This is a genomic window from Serratia sp. BIGb0163, from assembly GCF_024809935.1.
Lineage (GTDB): Bacteria > Pseudomonadota > Gammaproteobacteria > Enterobacterales > Enterobacteriaceae > Serratia > Serratia quinivorans.
On record NZ_JANUDZ010000001.1, the window covers coordinates 800,669 to 824,551 of the forward strand.

Genomic DNA, 23,883 nt, shown 5'->3' on the forward strand with positions numbered 1-23,883 from the left:
ACTCGAAGCAATGACCCTGCTGGCGTTAGGTATAAATCACAAAACCGCTCCGGTTTCTCTGCGTGAAAGGGTGACCTTCTCCCCAGAGTCTATCGAACAGGCGCTAACCAGCTTGCTCCAACAACCGTTGGTGCAGGGCGGTGTCGTGTTGTCTACCTGCAACCGCACCGAGCTGTATCTTAGCGTGGAGCAACAGGAACATATTCACGAACAGCTGGTCTCCTGGCTGTGTGAGTACCACCACCTGCGCCCGGAAGAGGTGAGTAAAAGCCTGTACTGGCACCACGGCAACGAAGCCGTTAGCCACCTGATGCGCGTGGCCAGCGGGTTGGATTCACTGGTGTTGGGCGAACCGCAAATTCTTGGGCAGGTGAAGAAAGCCTTTGCCGAGTCCCAACGCGGGCAGTCACTGTCTGGTGAGCTTGAGCGCCTGTTCCAAAAATCCTTCTCCGTCGCCAAACGCGTACGTACCGAAACCGAAATCGGCGCCAGTGCGGTATCCGTGGCCTTTGCCGCCTGTACCCTGGCACGCCAGATATTCGAATCCCTTGCCGAACTGAACGTCCTGTTGGTGGGGGCCGGTGAAACCATTGAACTGGTGGCGCGTCATCTGCGCGAGCATAAAGTACGGCATATGATTATTGCCAACCGTACCCGCGAGCGCGCCCAGCTGCTGGCGGACGAAGTCGGCGCAGAAGTGATCACCTTGCCGGAAATCGACGAACGCCTGGCGGACGCCGACATTATTATCAGTTCTACCGCCAGCCCACTGCCGATCATCGGTAAAGGGATGGTGGAACGAGCGCTGAAAGCGCGCCGCAACCAGCCAATGCTGCTGGTGGATATTGCCGTACCGCGCGATATCGAACCGGAAGTGGGCAAGCTGGCTAACGCCTATTTATATAGCGTGGACGATCTGCACGCCATCATTCAGAGCAACCTGGCGCAGCGCAAGGCCGCGGCGGTGCAGGCTGAGTCTATCGTCCAGCAGGAAAGCATCAACTTTATGGCCTGGTTGCGCTCGCAGGGCGCAGTGGAAACCATCCGCGACTACCGTTCACAGGCCGATCAGATCCGTGCGGAAATGGAAGCCAAAGCCCTGGCCGCCATTGCGCAGGGCGCGGACGTGGAGCAGGTTATCCACGAGCTGGCCCACCGGCTGACCAACCGTCTTATTCATGCCCCTACCAAATCCCTCCAACAGGCCGCCGGCGATGGCGACGTGGAGCGGTTGCAATTATTACGCGACAGCCTCGGGCTGGATCAGCATTAGTTTTCTCTTTATTAACAGGGTTTAATACCACGCATGAAGCCTTCTATTGTTGCCAAACTGGAAGCGTTACAAGAGCGCCATGAAGAAGTGCAGGCGCTGCTCGGCGATGCCGGCGTTATTGCCGAGCAGGATCGGTTCCGCGCGCTGTCGCGCGAATACGCACAGTTGACCGATGTCAGCCGCTGTTTCCTTGAATGGCGTAAGGTGCAAGACGATCTGGCCACGGCAGAAATGATGCTGGATGACCCGGAAATGCGCGAAATGGCGCAGGAAGAGTTGAAAGACGCCAAGGCGGCAACGGAAGAGCTGGAGCAGCAATTACAAGTGCTGCTGTTGCCGAAAGATCCGGATGATGAGCGCGATTGCTTCCTGGAAGTGCGTGCCGGTACCGGCGGTGACGAAGCGGCGATTTTCGCCGGCGATCTGTTCCGTATGTACAGCCGCTATGCCGAAACGCGTCGCTGGCGCGTCGAGATCATGAGTGCCAACGAAGGCGAGCACGGCGGCTATAAAGAAGTGATTGCCAAGGTGTCTGGCGACGGCGTTTTCGGCCAACTGAAGTTTGAGTCTGGTGGCCACCGCGTGCAGCGCGTGCCGGAAACCGAGTCGCAGGGGCGTATTCATACCTCCGCCTGTACCGTGGCGGTGATGCCGGCGGTGCCGGAAGCCGAGCTGCCGGAGATCAATGCCGGCGATCTGAAAATTGATACCTTCCGTTCCTCCGGTGCCGGTGGCCAGCACGTTAACACCACCGACTCGGCTATCCGTATTACCCACTTGCCAACCGGTATTGTGGTGGAGTGTCAGGACGAACGTTCACAGCACAAAAACAAAGCCAAGGCGATGTCAGTGCTGGGGGCGCGTATCCGCGCTGCCGAAATGGCCAAGCGCCAGCAGGCCGAGGCATCAACCCGTCGTAATCTGTTGGGTACCGGCGACCGCTCCGATCGCAACCGCACCTACAACTTCCCGCAGGGGCGCGTGACCGACCACCGCATCAACCTGACATTGTACCGTCTGGACGAGGTGATGGAGGGCAAGCTGGACATGCTGATCCAACCTATTGTGCAGGAATATCAGGCCGACCAGCTCGCCGCGCTGTCCGCTGAGCCAGAGTAATGGATTATCAATCCTGGCTGAAAGCCGCAGCTGCCCGGTTGACGCAGAGTGACAGTGCCCGGCGTGACGCGGAAATCCTGCTGGGTTTCGTGACCGGCCGGGCCAGAACCTTTCTGATGGCATTTGGCGAAACTTTGCTGACGCAACAACAGCAAGAACAGTTGGAAAGGCTGCTGGTGCGCCGCGAACGTGGCGAGCCGGTGGCTTATCTGATTGGAGAACGCGAGTTTTGGTCGCTGCCGCTATCGGTCTCGCCGGCCACCCTGATCCCACGTCCGGATACCGAATGCCTGGTGGAACTGGCGCTGGAGCGCCTGCCGTCATCCTCTTGCAACATCCTCGATCTTGGCACCGGCACCGGTGCCATTGCGTTGGCGCTGGCCAGCGAACGCCAGGACTGCAGGGTGACCGGCGTTGATTTACAGCCTGAGGCCGTAGCGCTGGCGCAGCATAATGCGCAGAAGCTGGCGATCGGCAACGCACAATTTCTTCAGGGCAGTTGGTTTGCGCCTCTGGCCGGCCAAACTTTCGCCCTGATCGCCAGTAATCCTCCGTATATCGACGCTGCCGATCCGCACCTGGCGCAGGGCGACGTACGTTTCGAACCCAGTAGCGCACTGGTCGCGCAGCAGCACGGGTTGGCGGATTTATCCGCTATTGTGCAGCAGGCACCGCAGTATCTGCAGCCACAGGGCTGGCTGCTGCTGGAGCACGGTTGGCAACAGGGCGAGAGCGTGCGCGCATTGCTGCAGGCCGCCGGTTTTATTTCGATCGCTACCCGCCGTGACTACGGTGATAACGATCGCGTGACTTTTGGCCAATGGCCGCAGCAGTAACTGAGAACTAACAAAAACAAAGCACACGGCGAATAAACAAAAGGAAGCAATATGGCAGTCTACTCAGCGTTAAAACATCTGCACCTGTTGACAGTCACCATCAGTATTATCTTGTTTGTGTTGCGATTTTTCTGGAAATGGCGAGACTCGGCAATGATGAACAAGCGCTGGGTGAAGATAACGCCGCACATAAATGATACGGTGTTGTTCGTCAGTGGTATCGCGTTGGTGGTGATGTTCAAGCTTTATCCGCTGCTGGGTATGGACTCGTGGCTGACCGAGAAGCTGTTTGGCGTTATTATCTATATCCTGCTTGGCTACGTCGCATTGGGCAAGAAGACCAAAAGTAAGAACCTGCGCACCCTGGCGTTTGTGCTGGCGTTGGGCTGTCTGTACCTGATAATTAAACTTGCCACGACGAAAATACCCTTTCTGATGGGATACTTATGAGTAGCATTGCTGATTTTGAATTTAACACCGCGCTGCTGAGCGCGGGCGTGATCCTGGTTTCGCAGTCCGTGCGGCGTGATTTCCCTACCGCCGAAGTCGAACGCAAGCTGCAACAGCTGGTCGATGAAGCACGTGCGGCGATGCCAAAGGATCTTAGCCAGGAACAGCAACTTGACGCACTCATTGAACTGTTCTTCAAAACCTGGGGTTTTGGCGGCGCCGGCGGCGTGTATCGTCTGTCCGACGCGATTTGGCTCGACAAGGTGCTGGAAGGGCGGCAGGGCACGCCGGTTTCCCTTGGCACTATTTTCCTGCACATCGCTGCGCATCTGGATTTACCGCTGTTGCCGGTGATTTTCCCCACTCAACTGATCCTGCGGGCAGACTGGCTGGATGAAGAGATGTGGCTGATCAATCCGTTGAACGGCGAGACGCTAAACGAGCATCAACTGGAAGTGTGGATCAAGGGCAACCTGGGTCTGGGCGCCGAGTTGGAAGACGATGATCTCGATGAGTCAGAAAACGTCATGGTGGTGCGTAAGATGCTCGATACGCTGAAAGCCGCCCTGATGGAAGAACAACAGATGGAAATGGCGTTGCGCGCCAGCGAAACGGTGCTGTGTTTCGATCCGGATGACCCGTACGAAATCCGTGACCGTGGGCTGATTTACGCCCAGTTGGAATGCAACCATATCGCTATTTCCGATCTCAATTATTTTGTCGAACAGTGTCCTGAAGATCCGGTCAGCGAAGTGATCAAAGTACAGATTCACTCGATTGAACCGAAACAGGTCACGCTGCATTAATTCATTTGATTTAACATCAACAAAGGCGAAAGCATGAAACAGAAAGTGGTTAGCATTGGTGACATCAACGTAGCGAACGATCTGCCGTTTGTGCTGTTTGGCGGTATGAACGTGCTGGAATCGCGCGATCTGGCGATGCGCATTTGCGAACACTACGTCACCGTGACGCAAAAACTGGGCATCCCTTACGTTTTTAAAGCTTCTTTTGATAAAGCCAATCGTTCTTCCATCCACTCTTACCGTGGTCCAGGTCTGGAAGAAGGGATGAAGATCTTCGAAGAAATCAAAAAGACCTTCGGCGTGAAAACTATCACCGACGTGCATGAAGCTTCACAGGCGCAGCCGGTGTCCGAAGTGGTTGACGTGATCCAGCTGCCGGCATTCCTGGCACGCCAAACCGATCTGGTAGAAGCGATGGCGAAAACCGGTGCGGTGATCAACGTCAAGAAACCTCAGTTCGTCAGCCCGGGCCAAATGGGCAATATCGTCGACAAGTTCAAGGAAGGCGGTAACGATCAGGTGATCTTGTGCGATCGCGGCAGCAACTTTGGTTACGATAATCTGGTGGTCGACATGCTGGGTATCAACGTGATGAAAAATGCCACTGGCGGTCATCCGGTGATCTTCGACGTGACCCACGCCCTGCAGACCCGTGACCCGTTTGGTGCCGCATCCGGCGGTCGTCGTGCGCAGGTTGCCGAACTGGCGCGTGCCGGTATGGCGGTTGGCCTGGCTGGGCTGTTTATTGAAGCGCACCCAGAGCCGAACAGTGCCAAGTGTGATGGCCCGTCCGCCTTGCCGCTGGACAAGCTGGAGCCGTTCCTGGTGCAGATGAAAGCCATCGACGATCTGGTGAAGAGCTTCCCAGAGCTCGATACCAGCAACTAAGTACGATAAGCAAACTCTCAGACGGTTGATAAAGAGCTCTGTTGCTTAGTGGTAGGGGCGCTGCATGCTGCGCCCTATAGCATAATCAACGAGTTAAATCGGGTCGAACATGTTCGACCCCTACCGATTCAACCTTTATACGGGTTTGTCAGCAACCTAAAGCCCGACTTGTCGGGCTTTAGGTTTTTAGGCGTCTAGCTCGGCCAAGGCTTCGGGTAGCGTTGCGTAGAAATGCAGTTTCCCCTCAATCGGCTGTACCCGCGCACGTGCCAGCGTTTTCAACGGCTGGAACGGCATATCGGTGATCGCCAGTTGCTTGCCTGGTGGCAGGGCTTCGATAAAGCGCTGCAGGGCATCCAGGCCACCGGCGTCCAGCACCGGTACCGCATCCCACTGCAAGACAATCACGTCATAACTTTCACTGCGTACCAGCAACTCGTTAAAAATGCGTTCGGCGGCGGCGAAGAATAATGGACCATTCACTCGCAGCACCAGACGGCCGTTTTCGGCGCTCAGTTCGCTCAAGCGTGTCATGCGTGCAATGCGACGCATAAACAGCAGCGAAGCCAGCACTATGCCTACGGTAATGGCGATCACCATATCAAACAGCACCGTCAGCGACAGGCACAGCAGCATCACCAGAATGTCGTCCTTCGGTGCCCGCCGCAGTAAATAAACCACCTTATGGGCCTCACTCATATTCCAGGCGACCATCAGCAGCAGCGACGCCATTGCCGCCAGCGGCAGCCAGGACAGCCACGGCGCCAGCACCAGCAGCGCCAACAGCACCAGCAACGCATGGATAATGGCGGACACGGGCGAAGTGGCCCCGGCGCGCACGTTGGCTGCGGAACGCGCAATGGCGGCAGTGGCGGTAATGCCGCCAAAGAACGGAGCGATAATATTGCCCGCCCCCTGGCCGATAAGCTCGGTATTGGAGTTGTGTTTCTTGCCGGTCATGCCGTCCAACACCACGGCACACAGCAGGGATTCAATGGCGCCCAGCATGGCCATGGAGAATGCCGCCGGTAGCAGGGCGGAAATTGTCTGCCAGCTCAGCGCCATCGGCTTGCCGTCCCCGGCCGGCAGATCCCACGGCAGCATCAACTGCGGCAAAATGGGCGGAATGCCCTGGCCCTGCGTACCGTCGGCCAGCAGGTAGCTGAAACGAGAGCCGATGGTTGCCACTGGGTGGTCAAACAGCGCCAGAATGCCCATCACCGCCGTGCCTGCCAGCAACGCCGGTAAATGACCCGGCACCCTCAGGCCAAGTTTCGGCCAGAATATCAGGATCAACAGGGTCACTGCACCGATCAGCGTATCGCCGATATCCAGCGTGGGCAGTGCCTGCAGCAGGGCGTAGACCTTACCCACATAATGTTCCGGCACCTCCGTCAGTTGCAGACCGAAGAAGTCCTTCACCTGCATGGTGGCGATGGTAATGGCAATACCGGAGGTAAAGCCCAGCGTCACCGAAAGGGGAATATATTCAATCAGTCGACCGAAACGTGCCAACCCCATGAGCACCAAAAACAGCCCGGAAAGCAGGGTGGCGATCAACAGGCCAGAGAGGCCGAACTGCTGTGAAACCGGATACAAGATCACCACGAAGGCGGCGGTAGGCCCGGAAACGCTGTAGCGCGAGCCGCCGCTAATGGCGATCACAATCCCGGCGACCGCCGACGTGTACAACCCATATTGAGGAGGAACGCCGCTGGCAATCGCCAGTGCCATCGCCAGGGGAATAGCGATAATGCCGACGGTGACGCCGGCGATGGCGTCTTTTAGCAAACGTTGCAGGGAATAGGGGTCTCGCCAACAGGCATCAATCAGTGCGCTAAACGGCCGAATGCCGTTAATTTCATGCGTTTTCATCTGGGGTGTAAACCAAGTCTATAAAAGAGAACGGAATGGCGGGCCGGTTGCGGTCCGTCTCGAATAGCTGACAGACACCATACGCCAGTTGTGGCGCTGTTTCCTAGACATACATCAATGCGCCGCGGGAAAATGAAAGTAGAATCTTTCAAAACGGCGATAAATATCAGACGGCAGGCTGGTCGCGACTCTGGCGGCCAGCCTAAAGAGAATAGCGTGAGTTTTATCGCTTAATGCACTGCCGGCAGGGATAAGCCGAGAAAGTGAGCCAGGGTGCTGACCAGCAGATTATGATCCTCCAGCTGCGGCGAGCCGGAAATGCTGATGGTGCCGATGCAGCCGAGCCCGGCTAAATTAATCGGAAAGGCACCGCCGTGCGCCGAGTAGTCGCGTACGCTGAGTCCATAGCGTTCTTCCAGCGTCGATTGGCGTTGCTGCAGGCGCAGGCCGATAGCGTAAGAACTTTTGTGGAAGTGATTCACCACGTTGCGTTTACGTCGTACCCAGTCCGCAATATCAGGCGTGGTGCCGGGCATGGCATAATAAAACAGCGTTTGCCCCGCAAGCTGGATTTCGATGGCGATGGACAGGCGGGCGCGTTCTGCAGCGGATCTCAATGCCGATCCCAGTTCCCAGGCGGTATTATGGTCAAAGTGACTGAAGGTCAACGTCGCTTCCTGTTTGGTCAGCGCTTGCAAATCATCATCGATATTCATAGCTGTCGCTCCTCTCAAGGTGACCCACAGACTATCCTGAACCGGGCCGGTGGGATAGATACCTTGGAAATAACATAGAACTGCTAGTCTATTATTAATCCGAGTAATATGTTCCATGCCGGAATGGATGAGACAGGGATTGGTGCTCAAAATTTATTGCTTAATCACCCTGTAATTTCCGCGGAGCATAGCGAATATTTATGACTTACGTTGCGTCAATCCCCTCCCTGTTTAGTGACGCCTGCATTACCTATGCAACACTGTCAGTCAGCTATTTTGCCCTCAGCAAAAACGCCCCCTTTTCCTATCAGTCAGAAGCCTGGAAACGCGGGCTTTTCGGCCTGTTAGCCGGGCTGACGACGCTGTTTCTGAATCAGAACCGGTTGGAGCTGGCTGGCAACGTGCATTACAGCTTCGCCATGATCCCGATGATATTGGTGACCTTCTATGGTGGTGCACTCAGTGGGTTGGTGTGCTACCTGACGTCGTTGGCTTTGAGCGGCGGCTTCACCGTCGATAACTTGTTTATCGGTTCGATCATCATTCCGTTGCTGTTGTCGCGGGTCTGGCTGAGAAAGTCGAATAGGGTGTTCTACCTGACTATCGGTGTGATTGCGTTATACCGTATCGCGGTGGTTTGGTTTTGGGTCGATATGTGGACGCTGTGGCTGGATGTGTTGCTGTATCAAGTCATCGCTGCCCTGTGTCTGGCGATTTGCTACCATGCGCTGAACTTCAAAGAGCGGCATATCCATGCCTATTTCTCGATGCGTGATAAAGCCACCACTGACAGCCTGACCCACATAAGTAACCGCGCCAGCGTCGATTACCGGTTGATGCTGCAACAGGCGGAACGGCGTCCTTGCGGGTTGATGATCCTCGATCTGGATAATTTCAAGCGTATCAACGACACCTACGGTCATTTGGCCGGAGATCTGTTGCTGACCCAGATGGGACAGTTGTTGCAAAACAGCGTGCGTAGCGAAGATTTTGTCGGTCGCTATGGCGGTGAGGAGTTTATGGTGATCACCGCCAGCTATGATCCGAAGATTATCGGCGGGGTAGCGGAACGCATTCGTCGCAGCGTGGAGACAACGATATTTTTGCTCGATGAAGGCAACGAGACACAAATCACCGTTTCTATCGGTGCCTCACTGTATTTGCCCGGTATGGCGGTAGATAAAGCGATAGAGGTGACGGACGAAGCCCTGTATGAGGCCAAACGTGGCGGGAAAAACCAGGTGGTCTGCAGCCGGCTGATGCCGTTTTCACCCCTGGGGGCCGGCTTTCGGCAGCAATAACCCCTCCTGACGAACTCAGAAGGGGTTATTGGCTCAGGCGGCCAGCGTATGTTCGCGGAATGCGGTCAACAGCTCTTCGGTAAATTTCAGGCGTTTCTGGCGATCGGTCAGATCCAGCATAAATTTCAGCTTGCTCGGCCCGTCCAGGCGATAGATCTGCGGATTGCTTTGCAACAGCCCAATTAAATAGCCTGGGTCGACCTTGTTTTTTTCGCCAAACTCAATGAACCCACCGCGTTCATTACCTTCGATGCGCTTGATGCCAAGTAACTGCGCATGTTGACGCAGCGCCGCGCTTTGCAGCAGGTTGCGCGCCGGATCCGGCAGCAGGCCAAAGCGGTCAATCAGTTCCACCTTCAACTCTTCGAGTTCACCGTCGTTTTTCGCGCTGGCGATGCGCTTATAGAACGACAGGCGAGTATTGACGTCCGGAATGTAATCGTCCGGCAGCAGGGCCGGCATGCGCAGCTCCACTTCGGTCTGGTTGCTGGTGAGATCTTCCAGAGAAGGCTCGCGTCCGTTTTTAAGTGCGTCCACTGCGCTTTCCAGCAGTTCCATATACAGCGAGAAACCCACGGTGGTCATCTGGCCGCTCTGGTCTTCACCGAGCAGTTCGCCTGCGCCGCGGATCTCCAGATCGTGGGTGGCCAGGGCAAAGCCGGCACCCAGGTCTTCCAGTGATGCTATGGCTTCCAGGCGTTTATGGGCGTCGGTGCTCATGGCTTTCGGGGGCGGCGTCAGCAGATAGGCGTAGGCCTGATGGTGCGAACGTCCGACGCGGCCACGTAGCTGGTGCAGCTGCGCCAGCCCGAAGCGATCGGCACGCTCGATGATAATGGTATTGGCGCTGGGAATGTCGATGCCGGTTTCGATAATGGTGGTGCAGACCAGTACGTTAAAGCGCTGGTGATGGAAGTCATTCATCACCCGTTCCAGATCGCGTTCACGCATTTGGCCGTGGCCGATGGCAATGCGCGCTTCCGGCACTAATTCCGCCAGTTTTGCTGCGGCTTTTTCGATGTTTTCAACGTCGTTATACAGGTAGTAAACCTGTCCGCCGCGCAGAACTTCACGCAGGATCGCCTCACGTACCACCAGGCTGTCGTACTCGCGTACAAAGGTTTTTACCGCCAGACGGCGGGCCGGTGGGGTGGCAATAATCGACAGGTCGCGCATGCCGCTCATGGCCATATTCAGAGTACGCGGGATCGGCGTGGCGGTCAGCGTCAGGATATCCACATCGGCACGCATCGCCTTGATGCGTTCTTTGTGGCGCACACCGAATCGGTGTTCTTCATCGACGATCAGCAGCCCCAGATCTTTCCAGCGCAGATCGCTCTGCAGCAGTTTGTGGGTGCCGATGATGATATCTACTTTGCCGTCGACGGCATCGTCCATCACCTGTTGCTGTTCCTTGGCACTGCGGAAGCGCGACATCATCTCAATGCGGATCGGCCAGGTGGCGAAGCGATCGCGGAAGTTGTCGAAATGCTGCTGTGCCAGCAGGGTGGTTGGCACCAGTACCGCAACCTGTTTGCCGTTTTCCACCGCCAGGAAGGCGGCGCGCATCGCCACTTCGGTTTTGCCGAAGCCGACGTCACCACACACCAGACGGTCCATGGCCAGTGGCTGGCACATGTCGCTCAGCACGGCGTTAATTGCCTGCTCCTGGTCCGGGGTGGTCTCAAACGGGAAGGCCTGGCAGAACAGCTGATACTGCTCGCGGTCATGTTTAAAGGCAAAGCCGGTTTTGGCGGCGCGCTGGGCGTAAATATCCAGCAGTTCTGCCGCCACGTCGCGCACCCGCTCGGCGGCTTTTTGCCGTGCGCGCGACCAGGCATCACCGCCCAGTTTGTGCAGCGGCGCATTTTCGTCCGCTCCGCCGGCGTAACGGCTGATCAGGTGCAACGACGAGACCGGCACGTAGAGTTTATCTTCACCGGCGTAGGACAGGATCAGGTATTCGGCCTTGATGCCACCGGCTTCCAGCGTAGTCAGGCCAACGTAACGGCCAACGCCGTGTTCCAGATGCACCACCGGTTGGCCGGGGTGCAATTCTGCCAGATTGCGGATCAGAACATCGGTATTGATGGTGCGACGATTGTCTTGCCGACGGCGACTGACGCGTTCACCGAGCAGATCGCTTTCGCAAACCAAGGCCCGGTTGCGCATGCCGTCGAGGAAACCGCGTTCGGAGGCGCCGACCATCATGTAACGGCCCGCCGCCTCGGCCTGATCGAGGTGCTGGATCAGTGAAGGACGGAGCTTGATGCGGCCGAGCAGATCCTGCAGCGTTTCGCGGCGTCCCTCACTTTCGACCGAGAAAATAATGCTGCCGTCGAAGCTTTCAATAAAGTGACGCAGGCTGTCCAGTGGCGCTTTCTGCTGGGCTTGTACCGCCAGATCCGGCAGTGTGCGGTAATCCAGATTGGTGTTACCGGCTTTGGCAGGCAGCTCTTCGGTTTTCAGCGCCATGCGCGGCCAGGCTTTCAGTTCACCAAACAGCGCATCAACCCGTAACCACAGGCTGTCCGGGGCCAACAGCGGCCGCATAGGATCGACGCGGCGGCTCTCATAGCGTTGGTTGACGTCTTGCCAGAAGCGTTCGGCGGCGCTCTCCAGATTACCGGTATTGACGATTAGCGTGTTGTCCGGCAGATAACTGAACAACGAAGGTAGTGGCTGGCTGAAGAATAGCGGCTGCCAGTATTCGATACCGGCCGGCCAGGTGCCTTTGCTGACCTGCTGATAAATATGTTCGGCGTCGCGGCGCACCTCAAACTGCTCACGCCACTGGCTGCGGAACAGCTCGATGGCATTTTTGTCGGTTGGAAATTCATGGGCCGGCAGCAGGTTGATGGCATCGACTTCGCTGAGCGTGCGCTGGTTGTCGACATCAAAGGTGCGAAGGCTGTCGATCTCGTCATCGAAGAAATCGATGCGGTAAGGTTCTTCGCTACCCATAGGGAACAGATCAAGCAGTGCACCGCGGGTGGCAAACTCGCCATGCTCCATCACCTGATCAACGCTGCGGTAGCCGGCCTGCTCCAGTTGAGCGCGCAGTTTGTCGCGCGACAGGCGCTGGCCTTTTTTCATCACCAGCGCGTGGCCGTGCAGGAATTCGTGCGGGCAAACGCGCTGCATCAGAGTATTGACCGGCAGAATGATCACGCCGCGCACCATGGTCGGCAGATGGTACAGGCTCGACAGACGGGCGGAGATGATTTCCTGATGCGGCGAGAAGCTGTCGTAGGGCAGGGTTTCCCAGTCGGACAGCGTGGTGACCATTTGATCGGTAAACTGCTGAATTTCGTCGCGCAGACGCAGGGCATTTTGCATGTCCGGGGCGATCAGCATCACCGGCCCGTTGTGACGTTCGACAATCTCGGCGCATTCCACGGCACAGGCCGAGCCGGTCAGTTGCCCCAACTGGCGCAAATCGCCCGCGCGCTCAGGCAGGGAATAACGGGAGGATGAAGAAGAAGCAGAACGGTTACGGTTATCGGAGATGCTCATGAAGGTATCTTTAATCAATGTGTTAAATTTCGCCCTGGCACAAATCACGCTGCGCCTTTACCCGCTAATACTAGCCCACTGGGCAGTAAACTGACACAGGTAAAAGCGCGATGCGGCGGTCTATTGGCGTATGTTTAACCACCTGATGGCGTTATTCTTGCGCCGCCATGGCGAGATAGTCGGCGATTTTATCGACGTCAACGTTGCCACCGCTGACGATCACCCCGACCTTTTTGCCGCGCAAATCGAGCAGCGGATTCATCGCCGCCGCTGCGGCCAGGCAACCGGTCGGTTCGACCACCATTTTCATTCGCTCCATAAAGAAGCGCATTTGCCGACACAGCTGTTGGTCGCTGACCGTCAGGATATCCTCGACGTACTGCTGAATGATTGGGAAGGTCAACGCGCCCACCTGCTGAGTCTGTGCGCCGTCGGCGATGGTCTTCGGTACCGGGATCTGTACCGGATGACCGCTGCGGAATGCCTGCTGCACGTCGTTGCCCGCCTGTGGCTCCACGCCGAACACCCTACAGTCCGGCGACCAGTGGTGCGCTGCGACCGCGCTGCCGGCCAGCAAGCCACCGCCGCCGGTGCAGACCAGCAACACATCCAAAGGACCGACTTCCTCAATCAGTTCTTTGGTGGCCGTGCCCTGACCGGCGATCACCTGCGGGTAATCATAGGGAGGGATTATGGTCAGGCCCTGTTCGGCCGCCAGTCGCTGAGTAATGGCGGCGCGGTCTTCGCTGTGGCGCTGATAAATCACCACCTTGGCGCCGTAACCGCGCGTTGCCGCCAGTTTGGCCGCAGGGGCGTCGTGCGGCATCACTATGGTTACGCTAACCCCCAGTTCCCGCGCTGCTAACGCCATGGCCTGCGCGTGGTTGCCGGAGGAGAAGGCAATCACCCCAGCCTTGCGCTGTGCATCACTCAATTGAGCAATCGAATTGTATGCGCCGCGAAACTTGAAGGCGCCGACGCGCTGGAAATTCTCGCATTTAAAGAAAAGTTGCGCGCCGGTGAGGCGATCGGCCTGCTGCGAGGTCATGACCGGCGTGCGGATGGCATGTCCGGCCAGGATTTCTGCGGCAGTAGAGATATCGGCGGCGGTGATACAGTGGGGCGTTGAACTCATGGCGACCTCGCGCTGGTGAAAGGTTGATTGATTACCCGGAAATTTTAATTTACTCTTTGTTAAGTTATTGTCAAATGGTTAAGTTAATGAGCGATCTCAGACAGGAAAATGCGCTGTTACTGCGCGAAGCGGAAAAAATTGTTCAGGCGCTGGGCGTGATGTTTGCCCCCAGTTGCGAAGTGGTGCTGCACGATCTGACCCAGCCGGAGAATGCTATCGTCGCCATCGCCAATAATCTGTCTAACCGCAACATTGGTGACGCCGCCAGCGAAATGGGGCTGGAACGTATTGCCTCGCCGGATTTTCCAGACGTAGTGCAAAACTATGCCAATGCCTTCCCGGACGGCCGCCCGGCCAAGAGCACTTCAATAGGCCTGCGCAACAGTCAGGGCGTTTTTGTGGCAGCGATTTGTCTTAATCTGGACGTTTCGATTTTCAACAGTGCCACCGCTATTTTGCAGCAGTTAACCGCGGTGGTGCAGAGCACGCCGCAGCCGGTTGCCGAGGGCGTGCGCTCGCTGTCGGACATCGCCTCGGTGATCAACAACTTTGCGGCTTCGCACGCCACAGCTCCGCGTGCGCTCTCTTCCGAGCAACGTTTTCAGGCGCTCCAACTGTTAAAGCAGCAGGGCTATCTGCAACTGCGCGGGGCAGCCACCATGGCGGCGGAAGCCTTGGGTATTTCGCGGGTGTCGGTTTACAACCTGTTAAAGCGTGACGCCGGGTGACGTGCTGCCGTTAGCGCGATCGGCGGAATAAAAGGCGTCAGGGTGGTTCCCTAAACGGGGTATAGCCTTTATTATCCTTGATCACTTTCGCTTAAGCTACGGCAACAAAACGGATTTCATGTATCAACCTGTCGCGTTATTCATTGGCCTGCGCTACATGCGCGGGCGAGCTTCAGACCGCTTCGGGCGGTTTGTGTCCTGGCTTTCCACCATCGGCATTACGCTGGGGGTGATGGCGTTGGTTACCGTCTTGTCGGTGATGAACGGTTTTGAAAAGGATCTGGAGAACAACATCCTCGGCCTGATGCCGCAGGCGTTGATCACTAGCCCGCAGGGGTCAGTCAATCCTCAACAGATCCCGGCATCGGCGGTGCAGAGCCTGCAGGGCGTCAGCCGCGTGGCGCCCTTGACTACCGGTGACGTGGTGCTGCAAAGCGCCCGCAGCGTGGCGGTGGGGGTGATGCTGGGGGTGAACCCGGACGAAGCCGATCCGCTGACGCCGTTTTTGGTGAACGTCAAACAGCAACAGCTGCAGCCGGGCCAATACAACATCATCATCGGCGAACAGTTAGCCGGGCAACTTGGCGTTAAACGTGGCGATCCGCTGCGGGTGATGGTGCCGAGCGCCAGCCAGTTCACGCCGATGGGCCGCATTCCGATCCAGCGTCTGTTTACCGTGGTTGGCACCTTCCACGCCAATAGTGAAGTCGACGGTACCCAGATGCTGGTCAATCAGCAGGACGCTTCGCGCCTGTTGCGCTATCCGGCCGGTAATATCACCGGTTGGCGCCTGTTCCTGCAGCAGCCGCTGACGGTGGATACCCTCAGCCAACAGAAATTGCCGCAGGGTACCGAATGGAAAGACTGGCGCGAACGCAAGGGCGAGCTGTTCCAGGCGGTGCGTATGGAGAAGAACATGATGGGGCTGTTGCTTAGCCTGATCGTGGCGGTGGCGGCATTTAACATTATTACTTCCCTTGGCCTGCTGGTAATGGAAAAGCAGGGCGAAGTGGCTATTTTGCAGACCCAGGGCCTGACGCGTCGACAGGTGATGTCGGTGTTTATGGTACAGGGTGCCAGCGCCGGTATTATCGGTTCGCTGCTCGGCACGCTGCTCGGGGTGTTACTGGCCAGCAATCTTAATAACCTGATGCCGATCCTCGGCGCATTGATTGACGGCGCATCGCTGCCGGTGGCGGTGGATCCGCTGCAGGTGACGGTCATTGCCGTAGCGGCGATGGCGGTTTCTCTGTTGTCCACGCTTTACCCTTCATGGCGCGCTGCCGCCGTACAACCCGCTGAGGCTTTACGTTATGAGTAACCATCTTTTGTTGCAGTGCGACAACCTGTGCAAGACTTATCAGGAAGGCAACCTGCATACCGACGTACTGCGTAATGTCAGTTTTGCCATGCAGCCGGGCGAGATGATGGCGATTGTCGGCAGCTCTGGCTCCGGTAAAAGTACTCTGCTGCACCTGTTAGGCGGGCTGGATTCACCGACCTCCGGCGAGGTTGTCTACAAGGGGCAGTCGCTGAATACGTTGTCCTCGGCGGCCAAGGCCGAACTGCGCAACCGCCAGCTTGGTTTTATCTACCAGTTCCACCACCTGTTGCCGGACTTTACCGCCCTGGAGAACGCCGCCATGCCATTGTTGATTGGCGGCATGAAACCGGCGCAGGCGCAGGAAAAGGCGCTGGAAATGCTGACCGCGGTCGGGCTGGAAAAACGCAGCAAGCACCGGCCTTCAGAACTGTCCGGCGGTGAACGTCAGCGCGTAGCGATAGCCCGCGCACTGGTCAATAATCCGTCGTTGGTATTGGCGGATGAGCCCACCGGCAACCTGGATAAACGCACCGCCGACAGCATCTTTGATCTGCTCGGTGAACTGAACGTGCGCCAGGGCACCGCGTTCCTGGTGGTGACCCATGATCTGCAATTGGCCAAGCGCCTCAGTCGCCAGCTGGAAATGGCTGACGGCCATCTGCAGGCCCAGTTGACCCTGTTGGGGGCTGAGTAATGGCAGGCGCGTCACTTTCCTTTCTGACGGCCCTGCGTTTCAGCCGTGGGCGTAAGCGTGGCGGTATGGTGTCACTGATTTCGGTGATTTCAACTATCGGTATTGCGCTGGGCGTGGCGGTGCTGATCGTCGGCCTGAGTGCCATGAACGGTTTTGAGCGCGAACTGAAAAACCGCATTCTGGCGGTGGTGCCGCACGGTGAAATCGAACCGGTGAAACAGCCGTTCAAAGACTGGTCGTCGATTCTGCAACGGGTGGAGAAGGTGCCGGGCATCCTCGCCGCCGCCCCCTATATCAACTTTACCGGCCTGATGGAAAATGGCGCGCAGCTGCGTGCGGTCGGTGTCAAAGGCGTTGATCCTCAGCAGGAAAACCAGCTCAGTGCGCTGCCGAAATACGTGCAGGGCGATGCCTGGGCCAATTTCAAAAGCGGTGAGCAACAGGTGATCCTCGGTAAGGGTGTTGCGGATGCATTGGGCGTCAAGCAGGGCAGTTATGTGACGGTGATGATCCCCAACAGCGATCCGCAAATGAAGCTGTTGCAACCCAAACGCATTCGTCTGCACGTGACCGGAATTTTGCAGCTCAGCGGGCAGCTCGATCACAGCCTGGCGATGGTGCCGTTGGCTGATGCCCAGCAGTATCTGGATATGGGCGACAGCGTGACCGGCATAGCCATCAAGGTGAACGACGTGTTTGCCGCCAACAAACTGGTGCGTGACGCCGGTGAAGTCACCAACTCCTACGTTTACATCAAGAGCTGGATTGGCACCTACGGCTATATGTACCGCGATATCCAGATGATCCGCGCCATCATGTATCTGGCGATGGTGCTGGTGATCGGCGTTGCCTGCTTTAATATCGTTTCTACGCTGGTGATGGCGGTGAAGGACAAGAGCGGCGATATCGCCGTGCTGCGCACCCTGGGTGCCAAAGACGGGTTTATCCGCGCCATATTTATTTGGTACGGCCTGTTGGCCGGGCTGGTGGGCAGCGTCAGTGGCGTGGTGGTCGGGGTGATCGCCTCGCTGCAGCTGACCAATATCATCAAAGGGTTGGAAAAACTGATGGGGCACTCATTCCTGTCGGGAGATATTTACTTCATCGACTTCCTGCCTTCCGAGCTGCACTGGCTGGACGTGGTGATTGTATTGGTGACCGCGCTGGTACTCAGCCTGTTGGCTAGCTGGTATCCGGCCAGGCGTGCCAGCCGTATCGATCCGGCACGAGTGTTGAGCGGACAATAATCAAAATCAGGGGAGGCAGAGATGCCGCCCCATTTTTTTAGCCTGAGGGTGGGTTATGTACTACGGTTTCGATATGGGCGGCACCAAGATTGAGCTGGGCGTATTCGACGCAGACCTGCAGCGCATTTGGCAAAAAAGAGTGCCAACGCCGCGTGAAGATTACCAGCAACTGCTGGCGACGTTGCGCGACCTGACCTTTGAAGCGGATGCGTTCTGCGGCCAGAAGGGCATGGTTGGCATCGGCATTCCTGGTTTGCCCAACGATGACGACGGCACGGTGTTCACCGCCAACGTGCCGGCGGCGATGGGGCAGAAGCTGCCGCATGACCTGGCCGAGCTGATTGGCCGTGAAGTACGCATTGATAATGACGCTAACTGCTTTGCACTGTCGGAAGCCTGGGACGAAGAGTTCCGTCACTATCCGACGGTGTTGGGCATCATTCTCGGCACCGGGGTTGGCGGCGGGCTAATCGTCGATGGCAAGGTGGTCTCTGGGCGTAATTATATCGCCGGTGAATTCGGCCACTTCCGCCTGCCGGTAGATGCCCTTGAGGTGCTGGGGCGTGATATTCCTCGCGTTCCTTGTGGTTGCGGTCATCAGGGTTGCATCGAAAATTACATTTCCGGCCGCGGTTTTGAGTGGATGTACGCCCACTTTTACCAGCAGCACTTGCCTGCGCAGCAGATCATTGCGCATTATCAGTCGGGTGAGCCGCAGGCCGTGGCTCACGTCGAACGTTTTATGGACGTGCTGGCGATATGTCTGGGCAATCTGCTGACCATCATCGACCCTCACCTGGTGGTGATTGGCGGCGGTTTGTCGAATTTTGAAGCGATCTACCAGGAATTACCGCAGCGTTTGCCGGCGCATCTGTTGCGGGTGGCCAAGTTGCCACGGATTGAAAAGGCGCGCTACGGCGATGCCGGTGGGGTGCGCGGAGCTGCGTTCCTCAATTTGGACAACAGGGAAAAGTAAGGAGAGAGTTAATGCACACTCGCCATCGGCTGTGTCAGTTTCGCAAGAGTAAGCATGTGCTGCATCAGCGCTTTCGTTCGCGGATATTTCATCGCGACACCATGGCGGCCGCCGAGCTGAAAAAGCCGTTTGTCGTGGTGTTGACCGGGGCTGGGATCTCGGCCGAGTCGGGTATTCGCACCTTCCGCGCTGCCGACGGGCTGTGGGAAGAGCACCGGGTAGAAGACGTTGCCACACCGGAAGGTTACCAGCGCGATCCGCAGCTGGTGCAGACGTTTTACAATGAGCGTCGCCGCCAGCTGCAGTCGCCGGAGATTGCGCCCAATGCCGCACACCGTGCCCTGGCAGATCTCGAAGCCTGGCTGGGGGATAACTTCCTGCTGGTGACGCAGAATATCGATAATCTGCACGAACGTGCCGGTAGCACCCGAGTGTTGCATATGCACGGCGAACTGCTGAAAGTGCGCTGCACCAGTTCCGGGCAGGTGTTTGACTGGCCAGAAGATCTCAGCGTCGACGATCGCTGCCATTGCTGCCAGTTCCCGGCACCGTTGCGGCCACACATAGTATGGTTCGGGGAAATGCCGCTGGGCATGGATGAAATTTATCAGGCGCTGGCCAAGGCCGACTTTTTCGTGGCTATCGGCACCTCAGGCCACGTTTACCCGGCCGCCGGTTTTGTGCATGAGGCCCGGTTGGGCGGGGCGCATACCATGGAGCTGAATCTGGAACCCAGCCAGGTGGAGAGCCAGTTTGATGAAAAACACTATGGCCAGGCCAGTGCAGTGGTGCCACGGTTTGTGCATAAATTTCTGGTCGGCAAGGTAGCACGAGCGGACCAGCCATAAGTTTGACCCCAGGGGGCAAGTTTTTGTACCCTGGGGTTACACCCGCCGTTTCACGGGCTGACCATCCAGAAAGTACCCACCTTCTTTAGTCATAATAGCGCCAACGGGGTGACGGTGAACTTCAAACAGGTATTCAGCCAGGCGGATCTGAGTAAAACGGATCTGGCTATTCTCAACTGTATTCTCGATAACCCCGATGCCTGCATCGACGAGGGCATTCGTGCGCTTTCCGCCCGTTGTTATAGCTCGCCGTCAACGGTGGTGCGGCTGGCCAAAAAACTGGGATTTCGCGGCTATCTGGAGCTGGTGTATTTTATCAAATTCAACCTGGCCATGGCGCCGGCCTATCTGGCTGAAAAATCGGCACCCGTGGCGGTTAGCGTGCAGCAGCAGGCGCAGTTCCTCGATCTGCTCGACGAGGGGAAAATTCTGATCCACGGTAGCGGTTTCTCGCAGCTGGTGGCGCAGTACATGTACAACAAGTTTATGACTCTGGGCATCGACAGCTATCTGTCGCTGTGGCCTGACTTCGATATTCTCGATCGGGAGACGCGTTTTCGTTTCAATATGGTGATCGTGATTTCAAAATCGGGCAATAGTGGTTCGGCATTGAACTGGAGCGAGGCGGTGAAGCGTAACGATATCCGGCTGGCGGCGTTTTGTGGCGACGGTGACAGCCCGCTGGCGCAGCAGGCCGATATGAGTTTTATCTATGAAGATCGGCAGAAGTATGACCACGATATCTATTACCCCAACCCGTTCTTTGGTCACTGTCTGCTGGGGTTTGAAAACCTGATCAAGGCCTGGTTTGAACGGCGCAGCCGCTGAGGCCGCGCCGCCGGGATTAACGCCAGTGTTCGGCATATTGCCGATGGGCCTGCAGATACTCCTCCACCAGCGTTTTCGCTAGCGAGTAAGAATTCACTAGCGGGTGCACCATCAAGGCTTTGATGGCTTTTTTACGGTTACCTTCAAGAATCGCTTCTACTGCCAACCGTTCGTACTCTTTCACCCGAGCGATCAGGTTTTTTTGCGTATCGGGAATATCGCGCATTTTCACCGGGTGAATGCCCGCACTGCTTAGTTCACAGCTGATTTCGATCACGTCCTCAGGATGCAGAAAGTCCAGCGTGTCGTTGTTTTGCATCGACACCACCACGCGTTTTTGTTGGCCGCTGTTCACCGCCTCCAGAATATCGATCGCCACCCCGGCGTAGCCACCGCTGTCCGGCTGTTCGATAAACTGTTGCAGCGTCAGCATGGTGCGCTCTTTCACCTTGCCCTGGTTGGACTCGCGCTGCATATACGAGTTTTCGCGCGTCAGATAATGGCTGAAGTAGAGGCTGAAGGCCTGATCCAGCTGGTTCGGGATGTCCAGCTCGGCCAGGTCTGCCAGCATCTGCCGATTGATCTGCGCAATTTGCTCGCCGCGGGTTTCTCCGGCGCTGACGATAGCGGCGATCGCTTGCTCGCGATAGTAGTAGTAATACAGATACTCGTTGAGCATCAGGTTATCGGAGAGTTCGACCAGCTCCGGTGAGAAGTATTTCATGCAGGTGTCGCGGTACAGGCGCGGGTCCGCCAGCAGCCGTTCGGTTACCGGTTCACCGTTGACCCTGGCATTGCGGAACCAGGACAGGTGGTTCAGGCCAAAGCAGTCGATACTCAATTCACTCTCGCGGCAACTCAACAGCTCGGCCAGTTCGCGGATAAACTCGCTGGGCGCATCGCAGATACCGTACACCTGGCGTTTAAAGCCTGACTTGATGATAGCTTCGGTCACCATGCCGGAAGGGTTAGTGAAGTTGAATAGCACTGCGTCGGGTGACGACAGCTGTTCGATCAGTCGGCAGTAATCGATAATCGCCGGGATTGAACGCATTGCCATGGCGAAGCCGCCGGCACCGGTGGTTTCCTGCCCCAGAACCTGATGGTTGAGCGCGATGCGTTCATCATCAATACGCCCCTCTTCGCCGCCGATACGCAGGGTGGTGATGATATAGTCTGCACCGCTCAATGCCTGATGCGCATCGCTGGTCAGGCTGAAGGCGATATCGCTGCGAATACGCTGGAATACCCCCTGAGCGATGGCACCGTAGATGGCCAGTTTATGTTGATCGGTGTCCATAAACACCACTTCAGTGACGCCGATACGGTGGGCGTTGTAGGCGATAGATTTGGCCAGGAACGGCGAACGCACGCCGCCGCCGCCCAGAACGGTTAATTTCATTTAATATCTCCCAAATTAATAAATGTCAGAGTGCTGCTAAATACTTCTCGACCTGGTTTTTGACCTTGCCAACGGTGACACCATAAATAACCTGAACCTCACGCCTATTTTTCACCACGCCTTTGGCACCGGTACTTTTTAATGCCGCTTCATCTACCAATTGCATGTCTTTTAATTCAACCCTGAGCCGGGTGAAACAGTTGTCGACGGAAATAATGTTGTCTTTACCGCCAAGCGCGCGAATAATTATTCCACTCAATTCATTAGGCGTGCTTTTACTATTTTGATACTCCTGTTTTGAATAAAGTTTGACCTCGTCGTCATCCTCGCGGCCCGGCGTTTTTAAATTAAGCTTCAGCACCAGCGTTTTGAATACCAGGTAATAGACGGCGAACTGAATCAGGCCAATCACGACATATAGCGGCCAGCGAGTGAGGGCCACCGGCAACGGCAGGTTATACACCAGGAACTCAATCAGACCGCTGGCTCCCCAGGGCCGCACTTCGAACAGATTGCAGGCAACCTGCGACAGCGCAGTCAGCACCGCATGGATCACCCACAGCAGCGGCGAAATAAACAGGAAGGTGAACTCGATCGGTTCGGTGATGCCCACCAGAATCGAGGTGGTGATGGCCGGGATCAGGATCGCCTTGGCCAGCATTTTCTTTTCCGGTTTGGCGGTGTGGTAAAAGGCCAGCGCTGCGCCTGACAGGCCAAAGATGGTCACCATACCCTGCTGCGAGAAGCGCAGTGCTTCATTCATCAGCGGCGAAATACTCGGGTCGCGCATATAGGCCAGGAAAATCGCCTGTGAGCCAGAAACGGTGTGGCCATCCTGCACGATCGAACCGCCGATGCTGGTGAGCTGGAACGGGGACCAGATAAAATGATGCAGCCCGGTGGGAATAAGGAATTTCTCGAAGAAACCGTAAACGAATACGCCAAGCGAACCGGAGCTTTTCATAAAGCCGGTCAGCGAGATCAGACCGTGCGAGATAGCCGGCCACAGATAGCTGAAGGCGATGGCATACAGCACAATCACCGGCGTCATGGCGATCAGTACCAGTTTGGAACCGCCATAAACCGATAACACGCCGTTCAGTTCGACGTTACACAGACGGTTATGTACCCAGGCGATAGTGATGCCGAGGATCAGACCGAGGAATATGCCCATATCCACCACGGTGAAACCCAGCAGTTCGGTTTGCCCGGTGCCGTAAAATTCGCCGTTGATTTTTTGCGCTACGTGGCCACTAAGCTGCAGATAAGACGAGTTGGCGCCGAGGAACATGATAAAGCACATTACCGCCACCAATGCGGCCTCGCTCTTTTTATCCCTGGCTAGTCCATAGGTAATACCGATACAGAATATTAACCCGAGATTACCAAATAATGGCCAGAAGGTATCGCCGAGCATTTTCCCCACATGGAAAATCCCGGAGTTTTCATTTACCAGTGTGGCGTTGGTAAGAATAGAACTTAATGCCAGGATTAAACCAATAACCGGCAAGAAGAATATCGGCCCCATCATGGCTTTGGAAAAAAGTTGCAGCTTGCTCAAGATATTATCGATAATACCTTTCATGTCAGTTCCTTTTTTATATTTTAATGGATAACGACGTTGACGATAAAGCTCCCTGGGATGGCGAAAGAGAAAGAGGCAAACTCTGCCTTGGCTAAGTTATAGGAGGAAAGATCCGGTGATGCAATTAGTCAGCGGAAATAGGCACTGGTGGTCAGTGGCTGACAACCGGTACCCGTCGTGAAGAAGATCACACATCAGAAGCCGTGGCTGGCGATAACTTCTGCCGTAGCGGCCTGGTCAATGAAAGAAATCATCACAAGGTTTAATGATTTCCGTTAAATCTGGCTAAAAATGACCTGTCGCAATATTTGATCCTGATCGGTTCCGCATAATGAA

20 protein-coding genes are annotated in these 23,883 nt (G+C 56.4%); 14 read left to right on the forward strand and 6 right to left on the reverse strand.

What is annotated here, in order from left to right; genetic code table 11:
• Window positions 1-10 precede the first annotated feature (10 nt).
• The 6 genes from hemA to kdsA are packed head-to-tail and all read left to right on the forward strand — an operon-like array spanning window position 11 to window position 5,372.
• Window positions 11-1,273 carry a glutamyl-tRNA reductase gene (gene hemA / locus M2406_RS03900; protein WP_012006413.1) on the forward strand — a complete coding sequence of 421 codons (1,263 nt, stop codon included), beginning with the start codon at window positions 11-13 and terminating at the stop codon, window positions 1,271-1,273.
• A 33-nt stretch (window positions 1,274-1,306) separates the two neighbouring features.
• Window positions 1,307-2,392, forward strand: a complete 1,086-nt coding sequence (gene prfA, locus M2406_RS03905) for a peptide chain release factor 1 (protein ID WP_012006414.1) — start codon at window positions 1,307-1,309, stop codon at window positions 2,390-2,392.
• Window positions 2,392-3,228, forward strand: coding sequence for a peptide chain release factor N(5)-glutamine methyltransferase (prmC, locus tag M2406_RS03910; protein WP_017892488.1), 837 nt, complete (start codon window positions 2,392-2,394; stop codon window positions 3,226-3,228). Before prfA ends, prmC begins: the two co-directional genes overlap by 1 nt.
• 51 nt (window positions 3,229-3,279) lie before the next feature.
• A complete protein-coding gene (locus M2406_RS03915; protein WP_017892489.1) occupies window positions 3,280-3,678 on the forward strand; it encodes a SirB2 family protein in 399 nt (132 codons plus the stop codon).
• Window positions 3,675-4,484, forward strand: a complete 810-nt coding sequence (sirB1, locus tag M2406_RS03920; protein WP_012006417.1) for an invasion regulator SirB1 — start codon at window positions 3,675-3,677, stop codon at window positions 4,482-4,484. The genes M2406_RS03915 and sirB1 overlap by 4 nt, the downstream gene beginning before the upstream one ends.
• Before the next feature lie 33 nt (window positions 4,485-4,517).
• On the forward strand, window positions 4,518-5,372 hold the full coding sequence (gene kdsA / locus M2406_RS03925) for a 3-deoxy-8-phosphooctulonate synthase (RefSeq protein ID WP_012006418.1): 855 nt from the start codon (window positions 4,518-4,520) through the stop codon (window positions 5,370-5,372).
• A gap of 186 nt (window positions 5,373-5,558) precedes the next feature.
• Here the strand turns inward: kdsA and dauA are convergent, their stop codons facing one another.
• Both dauA and M2406_RS03935 read right to left on the reverse strand, forming a co-directional pair.
• Window positions 5,559-7,247: a C4-dicarboxylic acid transporter DauA gene (gene dauA / locus M2406_RS03930; RefSeq protein ID WP_012006419.1), complete on the reverse strand. Its 1,689-nt coding sequence runs from the start codon at window positions 7,245-7,247 to the stop codon at window positions 5,559-5,561.
• Window positions 7,248-7,477: 230 nt separating this feature from the next.
• Window positions 7,478-7,963 (reverse strand): heme-degrading domain-containing protein, encoded by a 486-nt coding sequence (locus tag M2406_RS03935; RefSeq protein WP_012006420.1) that lies wholly within the window; start codon window positions 7,961-7,963, stop codon window positions 7,478-7,480.
• A gap of 200 nt (window positions 7,964-8,163) precedes the next feature.
• Between M2406_RS03935 and M2406_RS03940 the strand changes: the two genes are divergently transcribed.
• Window positions 8,164-9,264, forward strand: a complete 1,101-nt coding sequence (locus tag M2406_RS03940; protein WP_012006421.1) for a GGDEF domain-containing protein — start codon at window positions 8,164-8,166, stop codon at window positions 9,262-9,264.
• Between the two features lie 33 nt (window positions 9,265-9,297).
• Here M2406_RS03940 and mfd read toward each other — a convergent pair whose 3' ends face one another.
• The gene (mfd, locus tag M2406_RS03945; RefSeq protein ID WP_126501597.1) at window positions 9,298-12,780 is read right to left on the reverse strand and encodes a transcription-repair coupling factor; all 3,483 of its coding nucleotides are present in this window, start codon (window positions 12,778-12,780) and stop codon (window positions 9,298-9,300) included.
• A 151-nt stretch (window positions 12,781-12,931) separates the two neighbouring features.
• A complete protein-coding gene (locus M2406_RS03950; protein WP_259188787.1) occupies window positions 12,932-13,915 on the reverse strand; it encodes a threo-3-hydroxy-L-aspartate ammonia-lyase in 984 nt (327 codons plus the stop codon).
• 86 nt (window positions 13,916-14,001) lie between these two features.
• Here M2406_RS03950 and M2406_RS03955 point away from each other — a divergent pair, with 86 nt between their 5' ends.
• The 7 genes from M2406_RS03955 to M2406_RS03985 all read left to right on the forward strand — a co-directional run bounded on the left by M2406_RS03955 (window position 14,002) and on the right by M2406_RS03985 (window position 20,560).
• Window positions 14,002-14,643 carry a transcriptional regulator gene (locus tag M2406_RS03955; protein WP_026142320.1) on the forward strand — a complete coding sequence of 214 codons (642 nt, stop codon included), beginning with the start codon at window positions 14,002-14,004 and terminating at the stop codon, window positions 14,641-14,643.
• Window positions 14,644-14,761: 118 nt separating this feature from the next.
• Entirely contained in the window at window positions 14,762-15,964 is a 1,203-nt protein-coding gene (gene lolC / locus M2406_RS03960; RefSeq protein ID WP_012006425.1) for a lipoprotein-releasing ABC transporter permease subunit LolC, read from the forward strand.
• Window positions 15,957-16,661, forward strand: coding sequence for a lipoprotein-releasing ABC transporter ATP-binding protein LolD (gene lolD, locus M2406_RS03965; protein ID WP_012006426.1), 705 nt, complete (start codon window positions 15,957-15,959; stop codon window positions 16,659-16,661). Before lolC ends, lolD begins: the two co-directional genes overlap by 8 nt.
• Window positions 16,661-17,908: a lipoprotein-releasing ABC transporter permease subunit LolE gene (gene lolE / locus M2406_RS03970; protein ID WP_012006427.1), complete on the forward strand. Its 1,248-nt coding sequence runs from the start codon at window positions 16,661-16,663 to the stop codon at window positions 17,906-17,908. Before lolD ends, lolE begins: the two co-directional genes overlap by 1 nt.
• A 55-nt stretch (window positions 17,909-17,963) precedes the next feature.
• Window positions 17,964-18,884 (forward strand): N-acetylglucosamine kinase, encoded by a 921-nt coding sequence (gene nagK, locus M2406_RS03975; RefSeq protein WP_259188789.1) that lies wholly within the window; start codon window positions 17,964-17,966, stop codon window positions 18,882-18,884.
• 11 nt (window positions 18,885-18,895) lie between these two features.
• Entirely contained in the window at window positions 18,896-19,732 is an 837-nt protein-coding gene (gene cobB, locus M2406_RS03980) for a Sir2 family NAD+-dependent deacetylase (RefSeq protein WP_012006429.1), read from the forward strand.
• 114 nt (window positions 19,733-19,846) lie between these two features.
• The gene (locus tag M2406_RS03985) at window positions 19,847-20,560 is read left to right on the forward strand and encodes a MurR/RpiR family transcriptional regulator (protein ID WP_017892496.1); all 714 of its coding nucleotides are present in this window, start codon (window positions 19,847-19,849) and stop codon (window positions 20,558-20,560) included.
• A gap of 16 nt (window positions 20,561-20,576) precedes the next feature.
• On the opposite strand, the gene M2406_RS03990 is transcribed toward M2406_RS03985, so the two are convergent.
• Both M2406_RS03990 and M2406_RS03995 read right to left on the reverse strand, forming a co-directional pair.
• Complete coding sequence (locus tag M2406_RS03990) at window positions 20,577-21,962, reverse strand: glycoside hydrolase (RefSeq protein ID WP_259188790.1); 1,386 nt, start codon at window positions 21,960-21,962, stop codon at window positions 20,577-20,579.
• Window positions 21,963-21,987: 25 nt separating this feature from the next.
• On the reverse strand, window positions 21,988-23,547 hold the full coding sequence (locus M2406_RS03995) for a PTS transporter subunit EIIC (protein WP_017892497.1): 1,560 nt from the start codon (window positions 23,545-23,547) through the stop codon (window positions 21,988-21,990).
• Window positions 23,548-23,883: the final 336 nt, after the last annotated feature.